Genomic DNA, 18753 nt, shown 5'->3' with positions numbered 1-18753 from the left:
TGGCGGCCGACAGCGCGCCGCGCCGGCGCTATTTTACCGGCAGTTCGACGTCTTTAAACATCGCTTCGATTTCTTCATTCGAACGCAGAGACACCGCGGTATCCACGACATCGCGGGTCAGGTGCGGCGCGAAACGGGCGATAAAGTCATACATATAGCTGCGCAGAAAGGTGCTGCGACGGAAGCCGATCTTCGTGGTGCTATAACTGAAGATAGTATTGACCTTGATCGCCACCAGATCCGATTCGGTAACCGGGTCGATAGCCATATTGGCGATCACCCCGACGCCAAGCCCCAGACGGACATAGGTTTTAATCACATCGGCATCGGTAGCGGTAAAGACGATGCGCGGCGTCAGTCCTGCCCGATTGAAGGCGGTGTCCAGCTCAGAGCGGCCGGTAAAACCGAAGGTGTAGGTCACTATCGGGTAAGCGGCCAGCTCCTCGATTGAAATTTCACTGCGCCCGGCCAGCGGATGATCCGGTTTAACCACCACCGCCCGGTTCCAGTGATAGCAGGGCAGCATAATCAGATCGTCATACAGATGAAGCGCTTCCGTCGCAATGGCGAAATCCGCCGCTCCCTTGGCGACCGCCTCGGCAATCTGCGTCGGCGACCCCTGGTGCATATGCAGCGACACGCGCGGGTAGCGGTCGATAAAGCCCTTAATGACCGGCGGCAGCGCATAGCGCGCCTGAGTATGGGTGGTGGCCACGTACAGCGAGCCCTTATCCGGGTAGGTGTGTTCCCCCGCCACCGCTTTGATCGCATCCACTTTGGACAGAACTTCGCGCGCGATGCGGATAATCTCCTGTCCGGCCGGCGTGACCTGGGTCAGATGTTTGCCGCTGCGGGCGAAGATCTGAATACCCAGTTCATCTTCCAGCATCCTGACCTGTTTGCTTATCCCCGGTTGCGAGGTATAGAGCCCCTCGGCGGTGGAAGAAACATTCAGGTTGTGATTAACAACTTCAACAATATAACGAAGCTGTTGCAGTTTCATAATTTATCCCATCCAGATTGAGACGCCCGCATCACTGATACAACGCCGCCAAATCGGCGGCCGCGAGACACGTTCAGAGAATCACCAGTTAATGTCATTTAATCATAAAAATGCATTTTATATAACCACTTTCTTAAAAAGCGGCCTGTCATTAACGCCCTGTGACAGGTTGCCGATCAAAAAAGCCAGCCGGGAAATGGCTGGCTTCTCACGCGCTAACCGATTATTTTTTACTCACGACCCATTTTCCGTCCACATAAAACGCCGACCAGCCGGTCGCCTTGCCGTCTTTCTCCGAGGAGATATATTGCTGTTTGGTCTTACGGCTGAACCGCACCAGCGTTTTATTGCCGTCGTTATCCGCTACCGGCGCGTCGGCCAGATAGCGCAGTTTTTCCGGCAGACGGTCTTTAAACCGCACCAGCTCTTCCACCAGCGGCGCCCGCGTTTCGCGCGATTTCGGGAAAGTATTGGCGGCCAGGAAGACCCCGGCGGCGCCGTCGCGCAACACGAAATACGCGTCCGATTTCTCACACGGCAATTCGGGCAGCGGCACCGGGTCTTCCTTCGGCGGCGCGACTTCGCCGTTGCGCAGGATCTTGCGCGTGTTGCCGCAGCCGTCATTGGTACAGGCCATATACTTGCCGAAGCGCCCCATCTTCAGGTGCATCTCCGAACCGCATTTTTCACACTCGACCACCGGACCGTCGTAGCCTTTAAGACGAAATTCGCCGTTTTCAATCTCATAGCCGTCGCAGGCCGGGTTGTTGCCGCACACGTGCAGCTTACGCTGATTATCAATCAGATAACTGTCCATCGCCGTGCCGCATTTCGGGCAGCGACGCCGCGCGCGCAGCGCGTTGGTTTCCGCCTCGTCCCCCTCGAGAATATTCAGAACTTCCTCTTCCGGGATCAGATTGATGGTGGTTTTGCAGCGCTCTTTCGGCGGCAGCGCATAGCCGGAGCACCCAAGGAACACGCCGGTGCTGGCCGTGCGGATACCCATTTTTCGTCCGCAGGTCGGGCAATCGATGCTGGTCAGCACCATTTGATTCGGGCGCATACCGCCCTCTTCCGGATCCTGTTCCGCCGTTTCCAGCCGTTTGCTGAACTCGGCAAAAAACTCATCCAGCACCGTTTTCCATTCGGCTTCGTTGTTCGCCACCTGATCGAGCCGGCTCTCCATGCGGGCGGTAAAATCATAGTTCATCAGCTCGCGGAAATTTTCTTCCAGCCGATCGGTTACGATCTCGCCCATTTTCTCCGCGTAGAAACGGCGGTTTTCCACCCGCACATAACCGCGATCCTGAATGGTGGAAATGATCGAGGCATAGGTCGACGGGCGGCCGATGCCGCGTTTTTCCAGCTCTTTAACCAGCGAAGCGTCGCTATAACGCGCCGGCGGTTTAGTAAAGTGCTGGCTCGGCGACAGTTGCTGGAGCGACAGCGCGTCGCCGACGTCGGCCTGCGGCAGAGTGCGATCCTCATCGCCCTTACGCAACGCGGGCATTACCCTGGTCCAGCCGTCGAAACGCAGCGTACGCCCTTTGGCGCGCAGCTGGTAATCGCCCGCCGAAACAATCAGCGTGGTGGAATCGTACTTCGCCGGCGTCATCTGACAGGCGACGAACTGACGCCAGATCAGTTGATACAGGCGCTGCGCGTCGCTTTCCATATCCTTCAGCTGTTCGGACTGCACCTTAACGTCGGAAGGCCGGATCGCTTCATGCGCTTCCTGCGAATTCTCTTTATTACTATAGTGGTTCGGCGCTTTCGGCAGATAATTTTCGCCAAAGTTACTGCCGATATAGTCACGCGCCATGTTGAGCGCATCCTGACTCAGGTTAGTGGAGTCGGTACGCATATAGGTAATATGCCCGGCTTCATACAGGCGCTGCGCCATCATCATGGTTTTTTTCACGCCGAAACCCAGGCGAGTGCTGGCGGCCTGTTGCAGCGTCGATGTGATAAACGGCGCGCCCGGTTTGCTGCTGGTCGGCTTATCTTCGCGCTCGGCGACGACATAACGCGCCTTCTCCAGCAGACCGACCGCAGCGTCCGTCTGCGCCTTATTGACCGGTTTAAACGCCTTGCCGTTGAAATGCGTCACCTGCATCTGCAGCGTGCTGCCCTGCGCCGCCAGCAGATCGGCGTGCAGTTCCCAAAATTCTTCCGGCACAAAGGCTTTAATTTCGCGCTCGCGCTCAACCACCAGCCTCACCGCCACCGATTGCACTCGGCCGGCGGACAGGCCGCGCGCGATCTTTTTCCACAGCAGCGGCGAAACCATGTAGCCCACCACCCGGTCCATAAAGCGTCGCGCCTGCTGCGCGTTGACCCGGTCGATATTCAGCCGGTCAGGCTTATCGAACGCCTGACGGATCGCGTTACGGGTGATTTCGTTAAACACCACCCGACTAAACCGTTTTTCATCACCGCCGATAATTTCCCGCAGGTGCCAGGCAATGGCTTCCCCTTCGCGGTCAAGGTCGGTTGCGAGATAGATGTGGTCGGCGCTGGCGGCCAGCGTCTTCAGATCGGACACCACTTTTTCTTTGCCCGGTAAAATTTCGTATTGCGCCTTCCAGCCATGGTAAGGATCAACGCCCATTCGGTTGACCAGCGCGGTTTTCTCATCTTTCTTAACGGCTTTTTTGGCTTTATCTTTGGCTGAGTCCGCGCTCTTTTTACTGGCTGAACCACTGGTCGGCAAATCACGCACATGACCCACGCTGGATTTCACCACGTAGTCATTGCCTAAATACTTATTGATCGTTTTGGCCTTTGCCGGGGACTCAACTATAACGAGAGCTTTACCCATATTTATTATTACCTGCTGAATTCTTCTGAAAATAAGCAATCTGATTGAACGCGCCCCGACCTCTGCCGGACGTTCGGTTTTTCATCACGGCTTGCTGCCGGGCAGCATCGATTCGCATGGAAAATTTAACGATAAGCTAATGCAACTCCATGATCCATCTAAATATTCATTTATCTTCTTCTGCCAACGGATAAATGCCGACTGCCACGACGCAGGAAATTGCTCTGTTCGCCTGCGGAAAATGCCACACTCTACCTGATAAAAAATGCCGCGCAACCTAATTAGCATGGAAAAAGGCCTTTCGCCAGCACGAAAAAATGCGCGCGCGACGCGGCAGATTACGCCACGCAGGGTTTGCGGCCATCTCCCTCCGGGCAGTACAATAGGCGTGAAGTTTTTTGCAAGGAGTTAAAAATGGCAGGCTATACTGAACCGGCAAACGAAAAACAACCCATTGAACGCGCAGCGCTTTTGGCCGAGGCGAACGCTATCATTCAGCAGCACGACGATTATCTGCACGGCATGCAGGCCACCGAAGTGGAACAAAAAAACGAGGTGCTGGTATTCCGCGGCGAATTTTTTCTCGATCAGGATGGGCTCCCTACCCGTAAAACCACCGCCGTGTTTAATATGTTCAAGCACCTGGCGCACGTACTGTCAGAAAAGTACTACCTGGCGGACTAACCCGCGGCGGACGGGAGCACTGGCTCCCGTCAGTCCCCCTGCGGGTCAAAGCAGCGGTTTGCTCGCGCCGCGCTGCCACCAGCGCAGCATAAGTCGTTCCAGCGTATCGCCGGCGCTGCCGGTAAACCGATCCAGCAGGCGTTTGCGCCGCGTATAGCGCACTTCCAACACTTCGTGATTAGCCATTTCGGCGATCAGCAGATCATCGCTGGTGCCAATGGCGTCCACCAGCCCCAAATCCTTCGCCTGGCTGCCGAACCAGTGTTCTCCGGTCGCCACCGCGTCAATATCCAGCGACGGCCGCATCTGGTGCACAAATTGCTTAAACAGCAGATGAGTGGCGTTTAAATCTTCGCGAAACTTCTGCCGGCCCTGTTCGGTATTTTCGCCGAACAGCGTCAGGGTGCGTTTAAATTCGCCGGCGGTATGCAGTTCAACGTCCACATCGTTATTTTTCAGCAACCGATGAAAGTTAGGAATCTGCGCCACAACGCCAATCGACCCGACGACGGCGAACGGCGCCGCGACGATGCGATCGGCCACGCAGGCCATCATATAACCGCCGCTGGCGGCGACCTTATCGACCGCCACGGTGAGCCGCACGCCGGCCTGGCGCAAACGCTGCAGTTGGGACGCCGCAAGGCCGTAGCCGTGCACCACCCCGCCGGGGCTTTCGAGCCGCAGCAGCACTTCGTCCTGCGGCTGGACCACGGCCAGCACCGCCGTCACCTCTTCGCGCAGCGCGCCCACTTCGCCGGCATCCATGCTGCCGTTAAAATCCAGCACGTACAGGCAGGGTTTGCGTTCGTCGGCATCGCCATGCTTCGCCCGCTGCTTCTGTTGTTTCGCGGCGCGTTTCTCCTTCTTTTTCTCCGACTTCAGCCAGTTTTTGCGCTCATCGTCGCTCAATCGGGCCTGCTGCATCGTCTTCTTCATTTGCTGGTGCTGTTCGCTCAGGTTGACGATCCGGAGCTCCCCCTGACGCTGACGTTTACGCTGAGTGAGCCCGATCGCCAAGACAATCACTGCGCCAATGGCTACCACTACCGTAATCGCCTTGGCCAGAAACAAACCATACAGAGAAAATAATTCCACAAATACCGCCTTCATTTACCAGCTGTTGATACAGGATTTTTCATTATTCTGACCGGCCGCGGCGACGGTGTCATCCGATAAAAATGCTGCCGCGCGCCATTTAACCGTCGCCCGTTTCATCGGATGACGATGCGGGTAACCTTCACCGCGCGGATTACCCGCGTTTTGACCGGCAGGGTAAAATATAGCGCAAGTCCGATTGAAAACCGCTATCGGTTCAGGCATAAAACCCGCATCGTTCAATCAACATCCGCCCGCATGTCACAGTATGTCTGAGCGGATAACGCCGCATTCAGTCCCCGCGCTACCCCATGAGCTGGCATGGCATTATCCAGTGGTTAGCGGCAGCCACGTTAACTCGGTAAAAGGAACCATGACGTGCATTACCACCCGCAAAACGACTTACTGCAACACCGCATTATCTTAGTCACCGGCGCCGGCGACGGCATCGGCCGCGAGGCGGCGCTGACTTATGCCCGCTACGGCGCGCGGTTGATCTTGCTGGGACGAACGGAAAGCAAACTTCAGGCGGTTCAGGCGCATATCGAACAAGACCACGGCTACCGGCCCATCATTATCGTCTGCGACCTGTTGCACGCTACGGCGCAAGACTTTCAGCGGCTGGCCGCCGCGCTGGCGCAGCAGGTGACGCAGCTGGACGGCGTGCTGCACAACGCCGGTTTACTGGGCGAAATCGCTCCGATGGCCGGCCAGTCGACCGTGAGCTGGCATCAGGTGATGCAGGTCAACGTTAATGCCACTTTTATGCTCACTCAGGCGCTGCTCCCTTTGCTGCTGAAATCGCCCGCCGCCTCGCTGGTGTTCACCAGTTCCAGCGTCGGCCGCGCCGGCCGGTCTGGTTGGGGAGCCTATGCGGTATCTAAATTCGCCACCGAAGGAATGATGCAGGTTCTGGCCGAAGAGTATCGCCAGCATAACCTGCGGGTTAACTGTATCAATCCCGGCGGAACGCGCACAGCCATGCGGGCCGCCGCCTTTCCCGACGAAGATCGCGATAAGCTGAAGACGCCGGCCGATATCATGCCGCTCTACCTTTATTTAATGGGCGACGACAGTCGCCGTAAAACCGGCATCAGCTTTGATGCGCAACCAGGCAGAAAACCGGGTCCGGCCCGCTAAATCGCGCGCAATCACAGAGGGTTTCAGACGTAATGCGCCCGGCGCGGCGGCCGGGCAATCAGTGAGGAATATCGCGGGGAACGACCGGCGCGCGATCAGCCGCGACGGGTGGAGGGAGGACGACGACTGGCGCCGCCAACCTGACTATGACGTTTGATCGCCCGACGGATCTGATTGGCTTTCACGCGGCGACGCTCACGCTCGACCGGCAGTTTCGATACCGTCTCTTCCGGCAGCCCCACCAGCTGCCGCAGATAGTTCACTTCCGCCAGCGCCATCTCGGCCCAGCCGCCGCGCGGCAGCCCTTTCGCCAGTTGAATGTCGCCGTAGCGCACGCGGATCAGACGGCTGACCTGCACGCCGACCGCTTCCCACAGGCGACGCACTTCGCGGTTGCGCCCTTCGGTCAGCGTTACGTTATACCACTGGTTCATCCCTTCGCCGCCCTGATAGCGGATGGTGCGGAAAGCGGCCGGACCGTCCTCCAGTTGAACGCCCTTGCTTAGCTGTTTGATCTTTTCGTCATCCACTTCGCCGAACACGCGCACCGCGTATTCACGCTCGACTTCGCTGCCCGGATGCATCAGACGATTAGCCAGCTCACCGTCGGTGGTGAACAGCAGCAAGCCGGAGGTATTGACGTCCAGCCGGCCTACCGCCACCCAACGGGAGCCGTTGATTTTCGGCAGACGATCGAATACGGTCGGCCTCCCCTCGGGATCGCTGCGCGTACACAGCTCGCCTTCGGGTTTGTAATACATTAATACCCGGCACACGCTTTCTTCGGTTTCCAGCACGGAAACCACGTGGCCGTCAATACGAATTCGCGTCGCGCCGGTCACATCCACCCGATCGCCCAGCGTGGCTACTTTGCCATCGACGCTGACGCGTCCCTGCTGGATAATCCCTTCAATTTCACGGCGCGAACCATGACCCGAACGCGCCAGCACTTTCTGTAACTTCTCGCTCATTGAGCAACCTCTGATGTCGCCTTCACAGGCGTCGTGGGAAAACAAAAATTACTTTACTTTCATACACTTAAAGTGATATTCGCTGGCTATTATACAGCCTTTTCACCACAGTGTAACCCTGTTTGTTGAACAGCCCGCCCGGCCGCCCCGAGGGGACAGCGACAAAAAAGCCCGGCTTTTATCCCGGACTTCTCTGTTCGGCGGCGGCATGCAGGGATAGGAAAATCGTTCCCTTAGCGCCTCGCGCCCCGTTGCGCCATCAATATGGCTAATAACCCCGCTCAAAAGCCGCATAGCCGCGCGCATAGGCATCCGATGATATTTTAAACCCGCCGGCGTCCGCACGCTCAACCATGGTTTTGGCATGGGCCGACCGGCGGCGATACTCCTCCGCCTTTTCTGCATTTCCGGTTGTATAGCCTGCGGCATGATCGCCGTAACCATTCAGGCAGGCGGCCCGCAGCATCAACATAACGTCACCTTTAACGGGTCCATCTTCAAGGGTAGACAGATCAACCGCGCCGGCGCCGATGGAAAGCAATAAATGTTTAAACTCCATGAAACCTTTTTCAGCGCTCTCTGCGGTGCAATAGTCGCGAATTTTTGCGGAGTACTGGCGTGTTGCGGCTTGATCAGTTAATTTTTGCACCTGTTCGTGGCTCATCCGCATCTTTTCCTCCTTACTTGCGTCATAAAAGCCGGGATACGGCTCATCGACCTGCTGGCGGTACTCCTGTGAATACTGAAGGCTTTGCGGGAAATGATGCGAAAAATAGCGATAAAGGCCGGTTATCAGCGCGACGGCAAAAAAGGCGACGATAGCGCCGATTTTATATAATTTTCTGACTTTCACTTGTTAATATCCCTTTATATTGATGATCTCATATTGTCTGTCACCGTTATCCGCCCGGTACAAAGAAAGCGCGATGCTTTATTGGCCTTCCTGCACGGCACATATTCTCCGCTGCAGCCGCTCATTATTATAATGACGCCCCCCTCCATCAAGCCCTTTGTCAGACCTCAAGGCTCCGCATCGCGTTTTTTTTGCCGGCTAACCGGCTAATTTAAGCCCGGCGTAACGGTGTTATTGCTATGTCGATTCGATTACACTGCCAATACAATACGAATGATATTAATAATCGTTTATTTTTGACTGAGATACCGAAAACCTCATCCTGAAGGAGAATATGATGCGTCTGGCTTCAATAGTAAAAACTGTTTTGCTGACCTCGGCCCTTGCCGGCGTCGCCTGCGCCGTTCAGGCCGAAGGCGCGCAAACTCTGAGCATTGAACATGCGCAGGGCACCACGGTGGTTCCGCTCAATCCGAAAAAGGTCATTGTCCTGAATCCGTCGCTGCTGGACACCATGGATGCGCTGAAGATCGACATTGCCGGCGTACCGCAGACCAATACGCATCTGCCCGCCTTTCTTGCCAAATATAGCGGCAAGGAGTACCTGAATGCGGGTACGCTGTTCGAACCGGATTACGAAAAACTCAGCAGCGCCAGCCCCGATCTGATTATCGCCGGCGGCCGCGCGCATGACGCCTATGACAAGCTGAGCGCCATCGCGCCGACCATTGCACTGGATGTAGACGGCAATAACTTTTATCCCAGTCTTGTCCAGCGCACGCAGCAGCTGGCCGCTATTTTCGGCAAACAGCAGGAGGCCAAAGCGCAACTCGATGCGTTTAAACAACACATCGATCAGATCAACGGTAAGGCGGTCAACGCCGGCAGCGCCATGGTACTGATGATCAGCGGCGGAAAAATATCCGCCCACGGGCCGAAATCGCGCTTTGGGTTTATTTTCGATGAGCTGGGCTTCAAACCGGCTAAAGTGTTCCCGGAAACCGGCCGCCACGGCAACGTGGTCTCATCCGAACTGTTGATGAGCATCAACCCGGAATGGCTGTTCATTGTCGATCGCGACAGCGCTATCGGTCGCTCTGGCGGAGAAGCCGCGCAGCAGGTACTGGACAACCCGCTCGTCCATAAAACGGCCGCATGGCAGAAAAAACATATCGTCTACCTGGATTCGACCGCGCTGTATATCGCCGGCGGGCTGCAGAGTTACACCCGCATGATGGAGACGATTAACCAGGCGTTGGATCAACAGACGCCCGCCGCACAGTAATTCGTTTATATCCGATCCCGCCGCGGTGGTCGCGCGCCAACGGCCACCGCCTCTCGACTGACGTGCTGATTTTCCGCCCGGCGGCTAATAGTCGAGATCCGCCGGCTGCGGTTCATCAATGATGCGCTCGACGCCGGAAACGCGAGAGATGTTTACCCGATACTGAAGAACGCCGCGCCGGAACGCCGGTTACAGAAACGGTTTCGGATCGCCGGTGCCCTCACGCACGACCACCGGCGCGTCACCGGTCAGATCGATCACCGTAGTAGGCTGCTGACCGAGGAACCCGCCGTGGATCACTAAGTCCAGCTGCTTGCCCAGCGACTCCTGAATCTCTTCCGGATCGGACTCGGCGAAATCGTTGCCGGGCAGGATCAGCGTGGTCGACATCAACGGTTCATTGAGCGCCGCCAGCAGATCCAGCGCGATCGGATTGGAAGGCACGCGCAGGCCAATCGTTTTGCGCTTCTCGCTCATCAAACGTCGCGGCACTTCTTTGGTGGCTTTCAGTATGAAGGTGTAGTTGCCGGGCGTGTTGTTTTTAATTAGCCGAAACGCCGCGTTATCAACCCAGGCATAGGTGGACAGTTCCGACAGATCGCGGCATACCAGAGTAAAATTATGATTGTTGTCCAGATTGCGGATGCGGCAGATACGCTCCATGGCCGCTTTCTCCTCCAGCCGGCAGCCTAGCGCATAGCCGGAATCGGTAGGATAAGCGATCACCCCGCCCTTATTTAGCACGTCAACCGACTGGGCAATCAGCCTGGGCTGCGGATTCTGCGCGTGAATATAAAAAAACTGACTCATGAAACTCCCTCGTGTTTCCGAAAACGGTCTGCCTGAACCCGCTGTTCAGCGCAGAAGCGCGGCGATGCTCCATGCCCATCGCCCCAGCCGGCAGGCCACGTTTATTTCACCGCTCGCTAAGCCGTTCATGTTGCCATACCGGCCGGCAGGCGGCGGGCAGCCACAGTTTGCGCCCCAGCTCAATCCAGGCGCAGGGCTGATGAAAGTCCGAGCCCTGAGAAGCCATAAGCTGGTAATCGCCGGCGTACCGGGCCAGGGTGCTGCGTTCATCCGGCGCCTGCTGGCACTGCGCCACCTCCATCGCATCGCCCCCGCAGGCGGCGAAATGCGCCAGCAGCCGCTTCAGCCACTTGGTGCTCAGATCGTAGCGACCGGGGTGCGCCAGCACCGATACGCCGCCAGCCAGGCGAATAACCTCCACCGCCTGCTCTATTGTACACCACTGCGGCGTCGCGTAGCCGGTTTTCCCGCGCGCCAGATATTTTTTAAATACCTGATTCATATTGTCCGCCACGCCGCATTCAATCAAATAACGGGCGAAATGTCCGCGCGTCACCACCCCGTTGCCCGCCAGACGCTGAGCGCCGGCCAGCGCATCGGGGATATGGGCTTTTTCCAGCCGCAGGGCGATTTCCTGCGCCCGCTGCATGCGGCGCTGCGCCTGCTGCCGCAACAGTTCGCGCAGCGCCGGATGCGCGATCGACAGACCTAAGCCCACGATGTGGATCTCATGGTTTTCCCACAGGGTGGACAGCTCTACGCCATCGATCAGGCGCAGGGGCAGCTGACGTTCAGCAATCGCCTGGTGCGCCGCCGCCAGGCCATCCGTACTGTCATGATCGGTAATCGCCAGCACGCCCACGCGCATCTCCACCGCCCGCATCACCAGTTGCTCCGGCGTCAATTGTCCATCCGACGCGACGGTATGGCTGTGCAGGTCGTACAGCGGAGTAAGCGTTGATTGCCGGGTAAATTCTTCTGTCACTGTGCAACTCTTCGATCGATATAATGATATTCAAGGCGGCATGATGCCACTAACCCGACAGAAAAGATAAAGGAACCTGACGCCGTGCGCCGTTCGGCGACGCGATTCAGACAAAATATTTATCAACGCGCTTGACTTTAGATCACCGAACCATTTAACTAGTACGCAGGTTCAGACACAATGACTGAAGGATTCTGATAATGTTGGCGCAAAAAATCATTATGATGACAGGTTGGTGGCGCACTTCCCTCTTGCGGGCGGTGTAATCGCGCATAACTGTTAGCAGAATCATGCAGATCGCCAGGCCCGCTTATTCAGCGGGTTTTTTTATGGCATTTTTTATTGAACAACGGCAGAGTGGTAATCATGCAAACGACACGACCAACACTGGAACTCCTGCGCGCCCAGGCGGCTTACCGGGACGATCCCAGCGCCATTTTTCATCAACTATGCGGGGCCAGACCCTCCACGCTGCTGCTGGAGTCGGCAGAAGTAGACAATAAACAAAATCTGCAGAGCCTGCTGGTCGTCGACAGCGCGTTGCGCATTACCGCGCTCGGCCCGGTGGTCACCCTCCAGGCGCTGACGGAAAACGGCCACGCCCTGCTGCCGCTGCTTGACGAGGCGTTACCGGCGGAAGTACAGATCGAAGCGCGGCCGGACAGCCGCCTGCTGACCTTTCCACCGGTGGACGACCTGCTGGATGAAGACGCCCGCCTGCGTTCGCTGTCGGTCTTCGATGCCCTGCGCCAGGTGCTGACGCTGGTGGTCTGCCCGCCCGATGAACGCGAAGCCATGCTGCTGGGCGGCCTGTTCGCCTACGATCTGGTGGCCGGCTTCGAATCGCTGCCGCCGCTGAGCCAGCAGCAACGCTGCCCGGATTTCTGTTTTTATCTGGCGGAAACGCTGCTGGTCATCGACCACCAAAAGCGTCTCACTCGCCTGCAGGCCAGCCTGTTTACCCCCAATCCGGCGGAACGTCGACGCCTGCAGCAGCGTCTGGAGCAGTTGCAGCTACAGTTACAGCAGCCGGCGCCGCCGCTTCCGCATCAGCAGATCGAAGCGATGTCGCTGAGCTGCAATCAGAGCGATGAAGATTACGGGAAGGTGGTCAGCCACATGCAGCAGGCCATTCGCATGGGCGAGATTTTCCAGGTCGTGCCCTCGCGCCGTTTCTCGCTGCCCTGCCCGTCGCCGCTCGCCGCCTACCAGACGCTGAAAGAAAACAACCCCAGCCCCTATATGTTCTTCATGCAGGATCAGGATTTCACCCTGTTCGGCGCCTCGCCGGAAAGTTCGCTGAAATACGATGCCGCCAGCCGTCAGATTGAAATCTACCCGATAGCCGGCACCCGCCCGCGCGGCCGCCGTGCCGACGGTTTTCTGGATCGCGATCTCGACAGCCGTATCGAACTGGAGATGCGTACCGATCACAAAGAGCTGGCCGAGCACCTGATGCTGGTCGATCTGGCGCGTAACGATCTGGCGCGTATCTGCGAGCCGGGCAGCCGTTACGTCGCCGACTTAACCAAAGTGGATCGCTACTCGTTCGTGATGCACCTGGTCTCGCGCGTGGTCGGTACGCTGCGTAAGGATCTGGATGTGCTGCACGCCTACCGCGCCTGTATGAACATGGGCACGCTGAGCGGCGCGCCCAAAGTGCGCGCCATGCAGCTAATCGCCGCCAGCGAAGGCACGCGGCGCGGCAGCTACGGCGGCGCGGTCGGCTATTTCACCGCCCACGGCGATCTTGATACCTGTATCGTGATCCGCTCCGCCTACGTGGAGGACGGCATCGCCACCGTACAGGCAGGCGCCGGCGTGGTGCTGGACTCCATTCCGCAGGCCGAAGCCGACGAAACCCTGAATAAAGCGCGAGCCGTGCTGCGCGCCATCGCCACCGCACATCAAGCCAGGGAGGTGTTCTGATGGCTGATATCCTGTTGCTCGATAACATTGACTCCTTTACTTACAATCTGGTCGATCAGCTGCGCGCCAGCGGCCACCGGGTGATGGTTTATCGCAATCATCTGCCGGCCGATACGATTATTGAACACCTGCGGCAGAGGGAAAAACCGGTGCTGATGCTGTCGCCCGGCCCCGGCACCCCCTCTCAGGCCGGCTGTATGCCGGAACTGCTGCAGCGCCTGCGCGGCCGTCTGCCGATCATCGGTATCTGCCTGGGGCATCAGGCCATTGTGGAGGCTTACGGCGGCCATGTCGGTCAGGCCGGAGAAATCCTGCACGGCAAGGCCTCGGTGATCGAGCACGACGGCGAGGCGATGTTCGCCGGGCTGCCGAATCCGTTGCCGGTCGCCCGTTACCACTCGCTGGTGGGCAGCAATATTCCCGCCGGGCTGACCGTAAACGCGCGTTTCAACGGCATGGTGATGTCCGTGCGCCAGGACGACGATCGCGTTTGCGGCTTTCAGTTTCACCCGGAATCGATTTTAACCACGCACGGCGCGCGGCTGCTGGAGCAGACGCTGGCCTGGGCGCTGGCCTGAAGCATTTAAGGACACGATAATGCAAACCATACTTGAGAAATTATACCAGGGAGAAATCCTCAGCGGAGAGCAGAGCCAGCAACTGTTCAGCGCGATTATTCATGGCGAGCTGGAAGCCAGCCAGCTGGCGGCGGCGCTGATCAGTATGAAAATACGCGGCGAACGGCCGCAAGAGATCGCCGGCGCCGCCGTGGCGCTGCTGGCCGACGCCCGTCCGTTCCCGCGCCCCGACTACCCGTTTGCGGATATCGTCGGCACCGGCGGCGACGGCACCAACAGCATTAATATTTCCACCGCCAGCGCCTTCGTCGCCGCCAGCTGCGGCGCCAAAGTGGCGAAGCACGGCAACCGGGGCGTATCCAGTCGCTCCGGCTCGTCCGATCTGCTGTCCGCGTTCGGCATTCGGCTGGACATGACGGCGGAACAGTCGCGCCAGGCGCTGGACGACCTCGGCGTCTGCTTTCTGTTCGCGCCGCAATATCATACCGGCTTCCGCCATGCGGTGCCGGTGCGGCAACAGTTGAAAACCCGCACCCTGTTTAACGTGCTCGGTCCGTTGATTAATCCCGCCCGTCCGCCGCTGGCGCTGATTGGCGTTTACAGTCCGCAACTGGTGCGCCCCATCGCGGAAACGCTGAAAGTGCTGGGTTACCAGCGCGCCGCCGTGGTGCACGGCGGCGGCATGGATGAGGTGGCGATCCACAGCGAAACCCAGGTGGCCGAACTGAATAACGGCGAGATTGAAACCTACACCCTGACCAGCGCGGATTTCGGCCTCGACAGCTATCCGCTTTCCGCCCTGCTGGGCGGCACGCCGGAAGAGAACCGGCAGATTCTGACCCGTCTGCTGCAGGGTAAAGGCGAACCGGCCCATGAGGCGGCGGTGGCCGCCAACGTCGCCCTGTTGCTCAGACTGTTCGGCCGGCAGGATTTGCGCCAGAACGCGCAGCAGGCGCTGGAGGTTATCCGCAGCGGCAAGGCGTGGGATAACGTGTCCGGTCTGGCCGCGAGAGGACAATAAGCCATGCAGGAAACGGTACTGAACAAGATTGTGCGCGACAAAGCGCAGTGGGTTGAGCAACGTCGGCAACAGCAGCCGCTGGACGGTTTTCGCGCCGGGATTGTCGCCAGCCAGCGCAGTTTTTATCAGGCGTTGAAGGCGAAAAAACCGGCCTTTATCCTCGAATGCAAAAAGGCGTCTCCGTCCAAAGGATTGATCCGCGAGGATTTCGATCCGGCGGCCATCGCCCGCGTGTATGGCGATTATGCCTCCGCCATTTCGGTGCTGACCGATGAAAAATATTTTCAGGGCAGCTTCGATTTTCTGCCGCTGGTGAGCGCGGCGGTGACGCAGCCGGTACTGTGCAAAGATTTTATTATCAGCGCTTATCAGATCTATCTGGCGCGCCATTATCAGGCCGACGCCATTCTGCTGATGCTGTCGGTGCTGGACGACGAGCAGTACCGCCAGCTCGCCGCGGTAGCCCACTCGCTGCAAATGGGCGTGCTGACGGAAGTGAGCAACGAACAGGAGCTGGCCCGCGCGATAGCGCTCGAGGCCCGGGTCGTCGGCATCAACAACCGCGATCTGCGCGATCTGTCGGTTAATCCGGAACGCACCCGCCGCCTGGCGCCGCAGCTGCCCGCGGGCGTGACCGTCATCAGCGAATCGGGCATCAATCACTACCGCCAGGTGCGCGAGCTGAGCCAGTACGCCGGCGGCTTTCTGGTCGGCAGCGCCCTGATGGCCGAGGATAACCTGGCGCTGGCGGTTCGCCGGGTTATCCTCGGCGAAAATAAAGTCTGCGGGCTGACCCGCGCGGCCGACGCCCAGGCGGCCTGGAAGGCCGGCGCCGTCTACGGCGGGCTGATTTTCGTCGACGCATCGCCGCGCCATGTCGATCTGCCGCAGGCGAAGGATGTGATGGCCGCCGCGCCGCTGCGCTATGTCGGCGTGTTCCGCAATGCGGCGCCGGAGCAGGTTAGCCAGACGGCGCAGGCGCTATCGCTCGCCGCGGTGCAGCTACACGGCGACGAAGATCAGGCGTATATTTCCGCGCTGCGCCAACGGCTGCCGTCCGCCTGCCAGATCTGGAAAGCGCTGAGCGTAGGCGACTCTGTGCCGGCGATGACGCTGGAACATGTCGACCGCTACCTGTTGGATAACGCCCAGGGCGGCAGCGGTAAATCGTTCGACTGGTCGCTGCTGGCCGGACAAACGCTCGATCGCGTCATGCTGGCCGGCGGCCTGAACCCGGACAACGTCGGGGCCGCCTCGCGCCTGGGCTGCGCCGGACTAGACCTGAACTCCGGCGTGGAAAGCCGGCCGGGAATCAAAGATGCTGAAAAACTGGCGTCGGTATTTAACACGCTGCGCGTGGCGTGAAGTGGCGCCGCGAAGAGCCGACGCATCATTAACGGATAACAGACGGAACGACTATGACTTTACTTAATCCTTACTTCGGTGAGTTCGGCGGCATGTATGTGCCGCAAATACTGGTGCCGGCGCTGCTCCAGCTGGAAGAAGCGTTTGTCAGCGCGCAGCGCGATCCGGCATTTCAGGCGGAATTCAGCGATCTGCTGCGCAACTATGCCGGGCGTCCCACCGCGTTGACGCTGTGCAAAAATTTGACCGCCGGCAGCAAAACCCGCCTCTATCTGAAGCGTGAAGATCTGCTGCACGGCGGCGCGCATAAAACCAACCAGGTGCTCGGCCAGGCGCTGCTGGCGAAACGCATGGGCAAAACCGAGATCATCGCCGAAACCGGCGCCGGTCAACACGGCGTGGCCACCGCGCTCGCCTGCGCGCTGCTCGGCCTGAAGTGCCGGGTCTATATGGGCGCAAAAGACGCCAAACGTCAGTCGCCCAACGTATTCCGCATGCGGCTGATGGGCGCGGAAGTCATTCCGGTGCACAGCGGCTCCTCCACGCTGAAGGACGCCTGTAACGAAGCGCTGCGCGACTGGTCGGGCAGCTACGAAAAGGCGCACTATTTGTTGGGCACCGCGGCCGGTCCGCACCCCTACCCGACCATCGTGCGCGAATTTCAGCGCATGATCGGCGAAGAGACCAAAGCGCAACTGCTGGAAAGAGAAGGTCGTCTGCCGGACGCGGTGCTGGCCTGCGTGGGCGGCGGCTCGAACGCCATCGGTATGTTCGCCGACTTTATCGATGACGCCCCGGTGCGTTTAATCGGTATTGAACCGGCCGGGCTCGGGATCGAAAGCGGTCAGCACGGCGCGCCGCTGAAACATGGCCGCACCGGCATCTACTTCGGCATGAAATCGCCGATGATGCAAACGGCGGATGGGCAGATCGAAGAGTCCTACTCGATCTCCGCCGGACTGGACTTTCCGTCGGTCGGCCCGCAGCACGCCTGGCTGAACAGCATCGGCCGCGCCGAGTATGTCTCCGTGACCGACGACGAAGCGCTGGAAGCCTTTAAGGAACTGTCGCGTCACGAAGGGATTATCCCGGCGCTGGAGTCGTCGCATGCGCTGGCTCACGCGCTGCGAATGATTAAAGCGGAACCGGAAAAAGAGCAGATTCTGGTGGTTAACCTTTCCGGACGGGGTGATAAGGATATTTTTACCGTCCACGATATTCTGAAAGAGCGGGGAGAGATTTAATGGATCGTTATCAGCAGCTTTTTAACCGTCTGGCGGAAAAAAAGGAAGGCGCGTTCGTTCCGTTCGTTACCCTGGGCGATCCCTCCCCGGAACAGTCGCTCAAAATTATTGACGCGCTGGTCGCCGGCGGCGCCGACGCGCTGGAACTCGGCATTCCGTTTTCCGACCCGCTGGCCGACGGCCCGACGATTCAGAACGCCAACCTGCGCGCCTTTAACGCCAGGGTTACCCCCGGTCACTGTTTCGAGATGCTGGCGGCCATCCGCCAGAAGTACCCCGCGTTGCCGATCGGGCTGCTCATGTACGCCAACCTGGTGTTCAGCAAGGGCATCGACGCATTTTATCAGCTCTGCGCCGCCACCGGCGTCGACTCGGTGCTGGTCGCCGATGTACCGCTGGAAGAGTCCGCGCCGTTTCGCGCCGCCGCGGCGCGTCACGGCATCGCGCCGATATTTATCTGCCCGCCCAATGCGAACGACGATCTGCTGCGCGAAATCGCCTCGCACGGCCGCGGCTATACCTACCTGCTGTCGCGCGCCGGCGTGACCGGCACCGAGAACCGGGCTGAACTGCCGCTGACGCACCTGATCGCTAAGCTGCGCGAATATCACGCGGCGCCGCCGCTGCAGGGGTTCGGCATTTCGGAACCGGCGCAGGTCAGCGCGGCGCTGGACGCCGGCGCGGCCGGCGCTATTTCCGGTTCCGCGGTAGTAAGAATTATTGAAAATAATCTCGACCATCCGGCGGAAATGCTTAGCCGGCTGACCGCGTTCGCCAGCCGTATGAAGGCAGCGACGCGCGCTTAAGCGGGACGGCGTTGCGCATCGAATTCACCAATGGCGGCTTTCTTCGCGCCATTGGTGAAATAACGCCGTCGTTCTTCCGACGGCAGGCGCGTTGTTCGCAGCGATAGCGCATTGCCCTGCACCATCCGAATTCGCCGGTCTCCCGCCGGTCGCCCTTCGCCTC

General features: G+C 58.9%; 15 protein-coding genes, 1 pseudogene and 1 other annotated feature. Of the genes and pseudogenes, 8 read left to right on the top strand and 8 right to left on the bottom strand.

From position 1 onward, the window contains the following. Window positions 1–28: 28 nt before the first annotated feature. On the bottom strand, window positions 29–1003 hold the full coding sequence (gene cysB, locus FJU30_RS06040; RefSeq protein WP_150434083.1) for an HTH-type transcriptional regulator CysB: 975 nt from the start codon (window positions 1001–1003) through the stop codon (window positions 29–31). Between the two features lie 223 nt (window positions 1004–1226). Beyond that, complete coding sequence (gene topA / locus FJU30_RS06035) at window positions 1227–3824, bottom strand: type I DNA topoisomerase (RefSeq protein ID WP_150434082.1); 2598 nt, start codon at window positions 3822–3824, stop codon at window positions 1227–1229. A 414-nt stretch (window positions 3825–4238) separates the two neighbouring features. Here topA and FJU30_RS06030 point away from each other — a divergent pair, with 414 nt between their 5' ends. Next, a complete protein-coding gene (locus FJU30_RS06030) occupies window positions 4239–4508 on the top strand; it encodes a YciN family protein (RefSeq protein ID WP_150434081.1) in 270 nt (89 codons plus the stop codon). 45 nt (window positions 4509–4553) lie between these two features. Here FJU30_RS06030 and sohB read toward each other — a convergent pair whose 3' ends face one another. Next, complete coding sequence (gene sohB, locus FJU30_RS06025) at window positions 4554–5603, bottom strand: protease SohB (protein WP_150434080.1); 1050 nt, start codon at window positions 5601–5603, stop codon at window positions 4554–4556. 378 nt (window positions 5604–5981) lie between these two features. Here sohB and FJU30_RS06020 point away from each other — a divergent pair, with 378 nt between their 5' ends. After that, window positions 5982–6743, top strand: coding sequence for a YciK family oxidoreductase (locus FJU30_RS06020; RefSeq protein WP_150434079.1), 762 nt, complete (start codon window positions 5982–5984; stop codon window positions 6741–6743). Window positions 6744–6838: 95 nt separating this feature from the next. Here the strand turns inward: FJU30_RS06020 and rluB are convergent, their stop codons facing one another. Further along, a complete protein-coding gene (gene rluB, locus FJU30_RS06015) occupies window positions 6839–7714 on the bottom strand; it encodes a 23S rRNA pseudouridine(2605) synthase RluB (protein ID WP_150434078.1) in 876 nt (291 codons plus the stop codon). 268 nt (window positions 7715–7982) lie between these two features. Beyond that, complete coding sequence (locus FJU30_RS06010; protein WP_150434077.1) at window positions 7983–8567, bottom strand: hypothetical protein; 585 nt, start codon at window positions 8565–8567, stop codon at window positions 7983–7985. A 337-nt stretch (window positions 8568–8904) separates the two neighbouring features. On the opposite strand from FJU30_RS06010, the gene FJU30_RS06005 reads away from it, so the two are divergent. Continuing rightward, entirely contained in the window at window positions 8905–9852 is a 948-nt protein-coding gene (locus FJU30_RS06005; RefSeq protein WP_150434306.1) for a siderophore ABC transporter substrate-binding protein, read from the top strand. A 189-nt stretch (window positions 9853–10041) separates the two neighbouring features. On the opposite strand, the gene FJU30_RS06000 is transcribed toward FJU30_RS06005, so the two are convergent. Together FJU30_RS06000 and rnm are read right to left on the bottom strand one after the other, a co-directional pair. Then, complete coding sequence (locus FJU30_RS06000; RefSeq protein ID WP_150434076.1) at window positions 10042–10662, bottom strand: L-threonylcarbamoyladenylate synthase; 621 nt, start codon at window positions 10660–10662, stop codon at window positions 10042–10044. 106 nt (window positions 10663–10768) lie between these two features. Next, entirely contained in the window at window positions 10769–11647 is an 879-nt protein-coding gene (gene rnm, locus FJU30_RS05995) for an RNase RNM (protein WP_150434075.1), read from the bottom strand. Window positions 11648–11874: 227 nt separating this feature from the next. After that, window positions 11875–11978 (top strand) — a sequence feature (Trp leader region). 35 nt (window positions 11979–12013) lie between these two features. Between rnm and FJU30_RS05990 the strand changes: the two genes are divergently transcribed. From FJU30_RS05990 to trpA, 5 genes and pseudogenes are all read left to right on the top strand, one after another. Then, window positions 12014–13576 (top strand): anthranilate synthase component 1, encoded by a 1563-nt coding sequence (locus tag FJU30_RS05990; protein WP_150434074.1) that lies wholly within the window; start codon window positions 12014–12016, stop codon window positions 13574–13576. Continuing rightward, window positions 13576–15175: pseudogene (gene trpD / locus FJU30_RS27035) on the top strand (bifunctional anthranilate synthase glutamate amidotransferase component TrpG/anthranilate phosphoribosyltransferase TrpD). Before FJU30_RS05990 ends, trpD begins: the two are co-directional and overlap by 1 nt. A 3-nt stretch (window positions 15176–15178) precedes the next feature. After that, window positions 15179–16540 (top strand): bifunctional indole-3-glycerol-phosphate synthase TrpC/phosphoribosylanthranilate isomerase TrpF, encoded by a 1362-nt coding sequence (trpCF, locus tag FJU30_RS05975; protein WP_150434071.1) that lies wholly within the window; start codon window positions 15179–15181, stop codon window positions 16538–16540. Between the two features lie 53 nt (window positions 16541–16593). Further along, complete coding sequence (gene trpB / locus FJU30_RS05970; protein ID WP_150434070.1) at window positions 16594–17784, top strand: tryptophan synthase subunit beta; 1191 nt, start codon at window positions 16594–16596, stop codon at window positions 17782–17784. Beyond that, window positions 17784–18590, top strand: a complete 807-nt coding sequence (trpA, locus tag FJU30_RS05965; RefSeq protein WP_150434069.1) for a tryptophan synthase subunit alpha — start codon at window positions 17784–17786, stop codon at window positions 18588–18590. The genes trpB and trpA overlap by 1 nt, the downstream gene beginning before the upstream one ends. Here trpA and FJU30_RS27445 read toward each other — a convergent pair. After that, window positions 18587–18715 (bottom strand): hypothetical protein, encoded by a 129-nt coding sequence (locus FJU30_RS27445; protein WP_263406721.1) that lies wholly within the window; start codon window positions 18713–18715, stop codon window positions 18587–18589. The genes trpA and FJU30_RS27445 overlap by 4 nt on opposite strands. Window positions 18716–18753 lie beyond the last annotated feature (38 nt).

It is taken from the genome of Affinibrenneria salicis (genome assembly GCF_008710095.1).
Note: the sequence above shows the minus strand (reverse complement) of the source record. Positions and strands in the feature narration are given on the sequence as shown.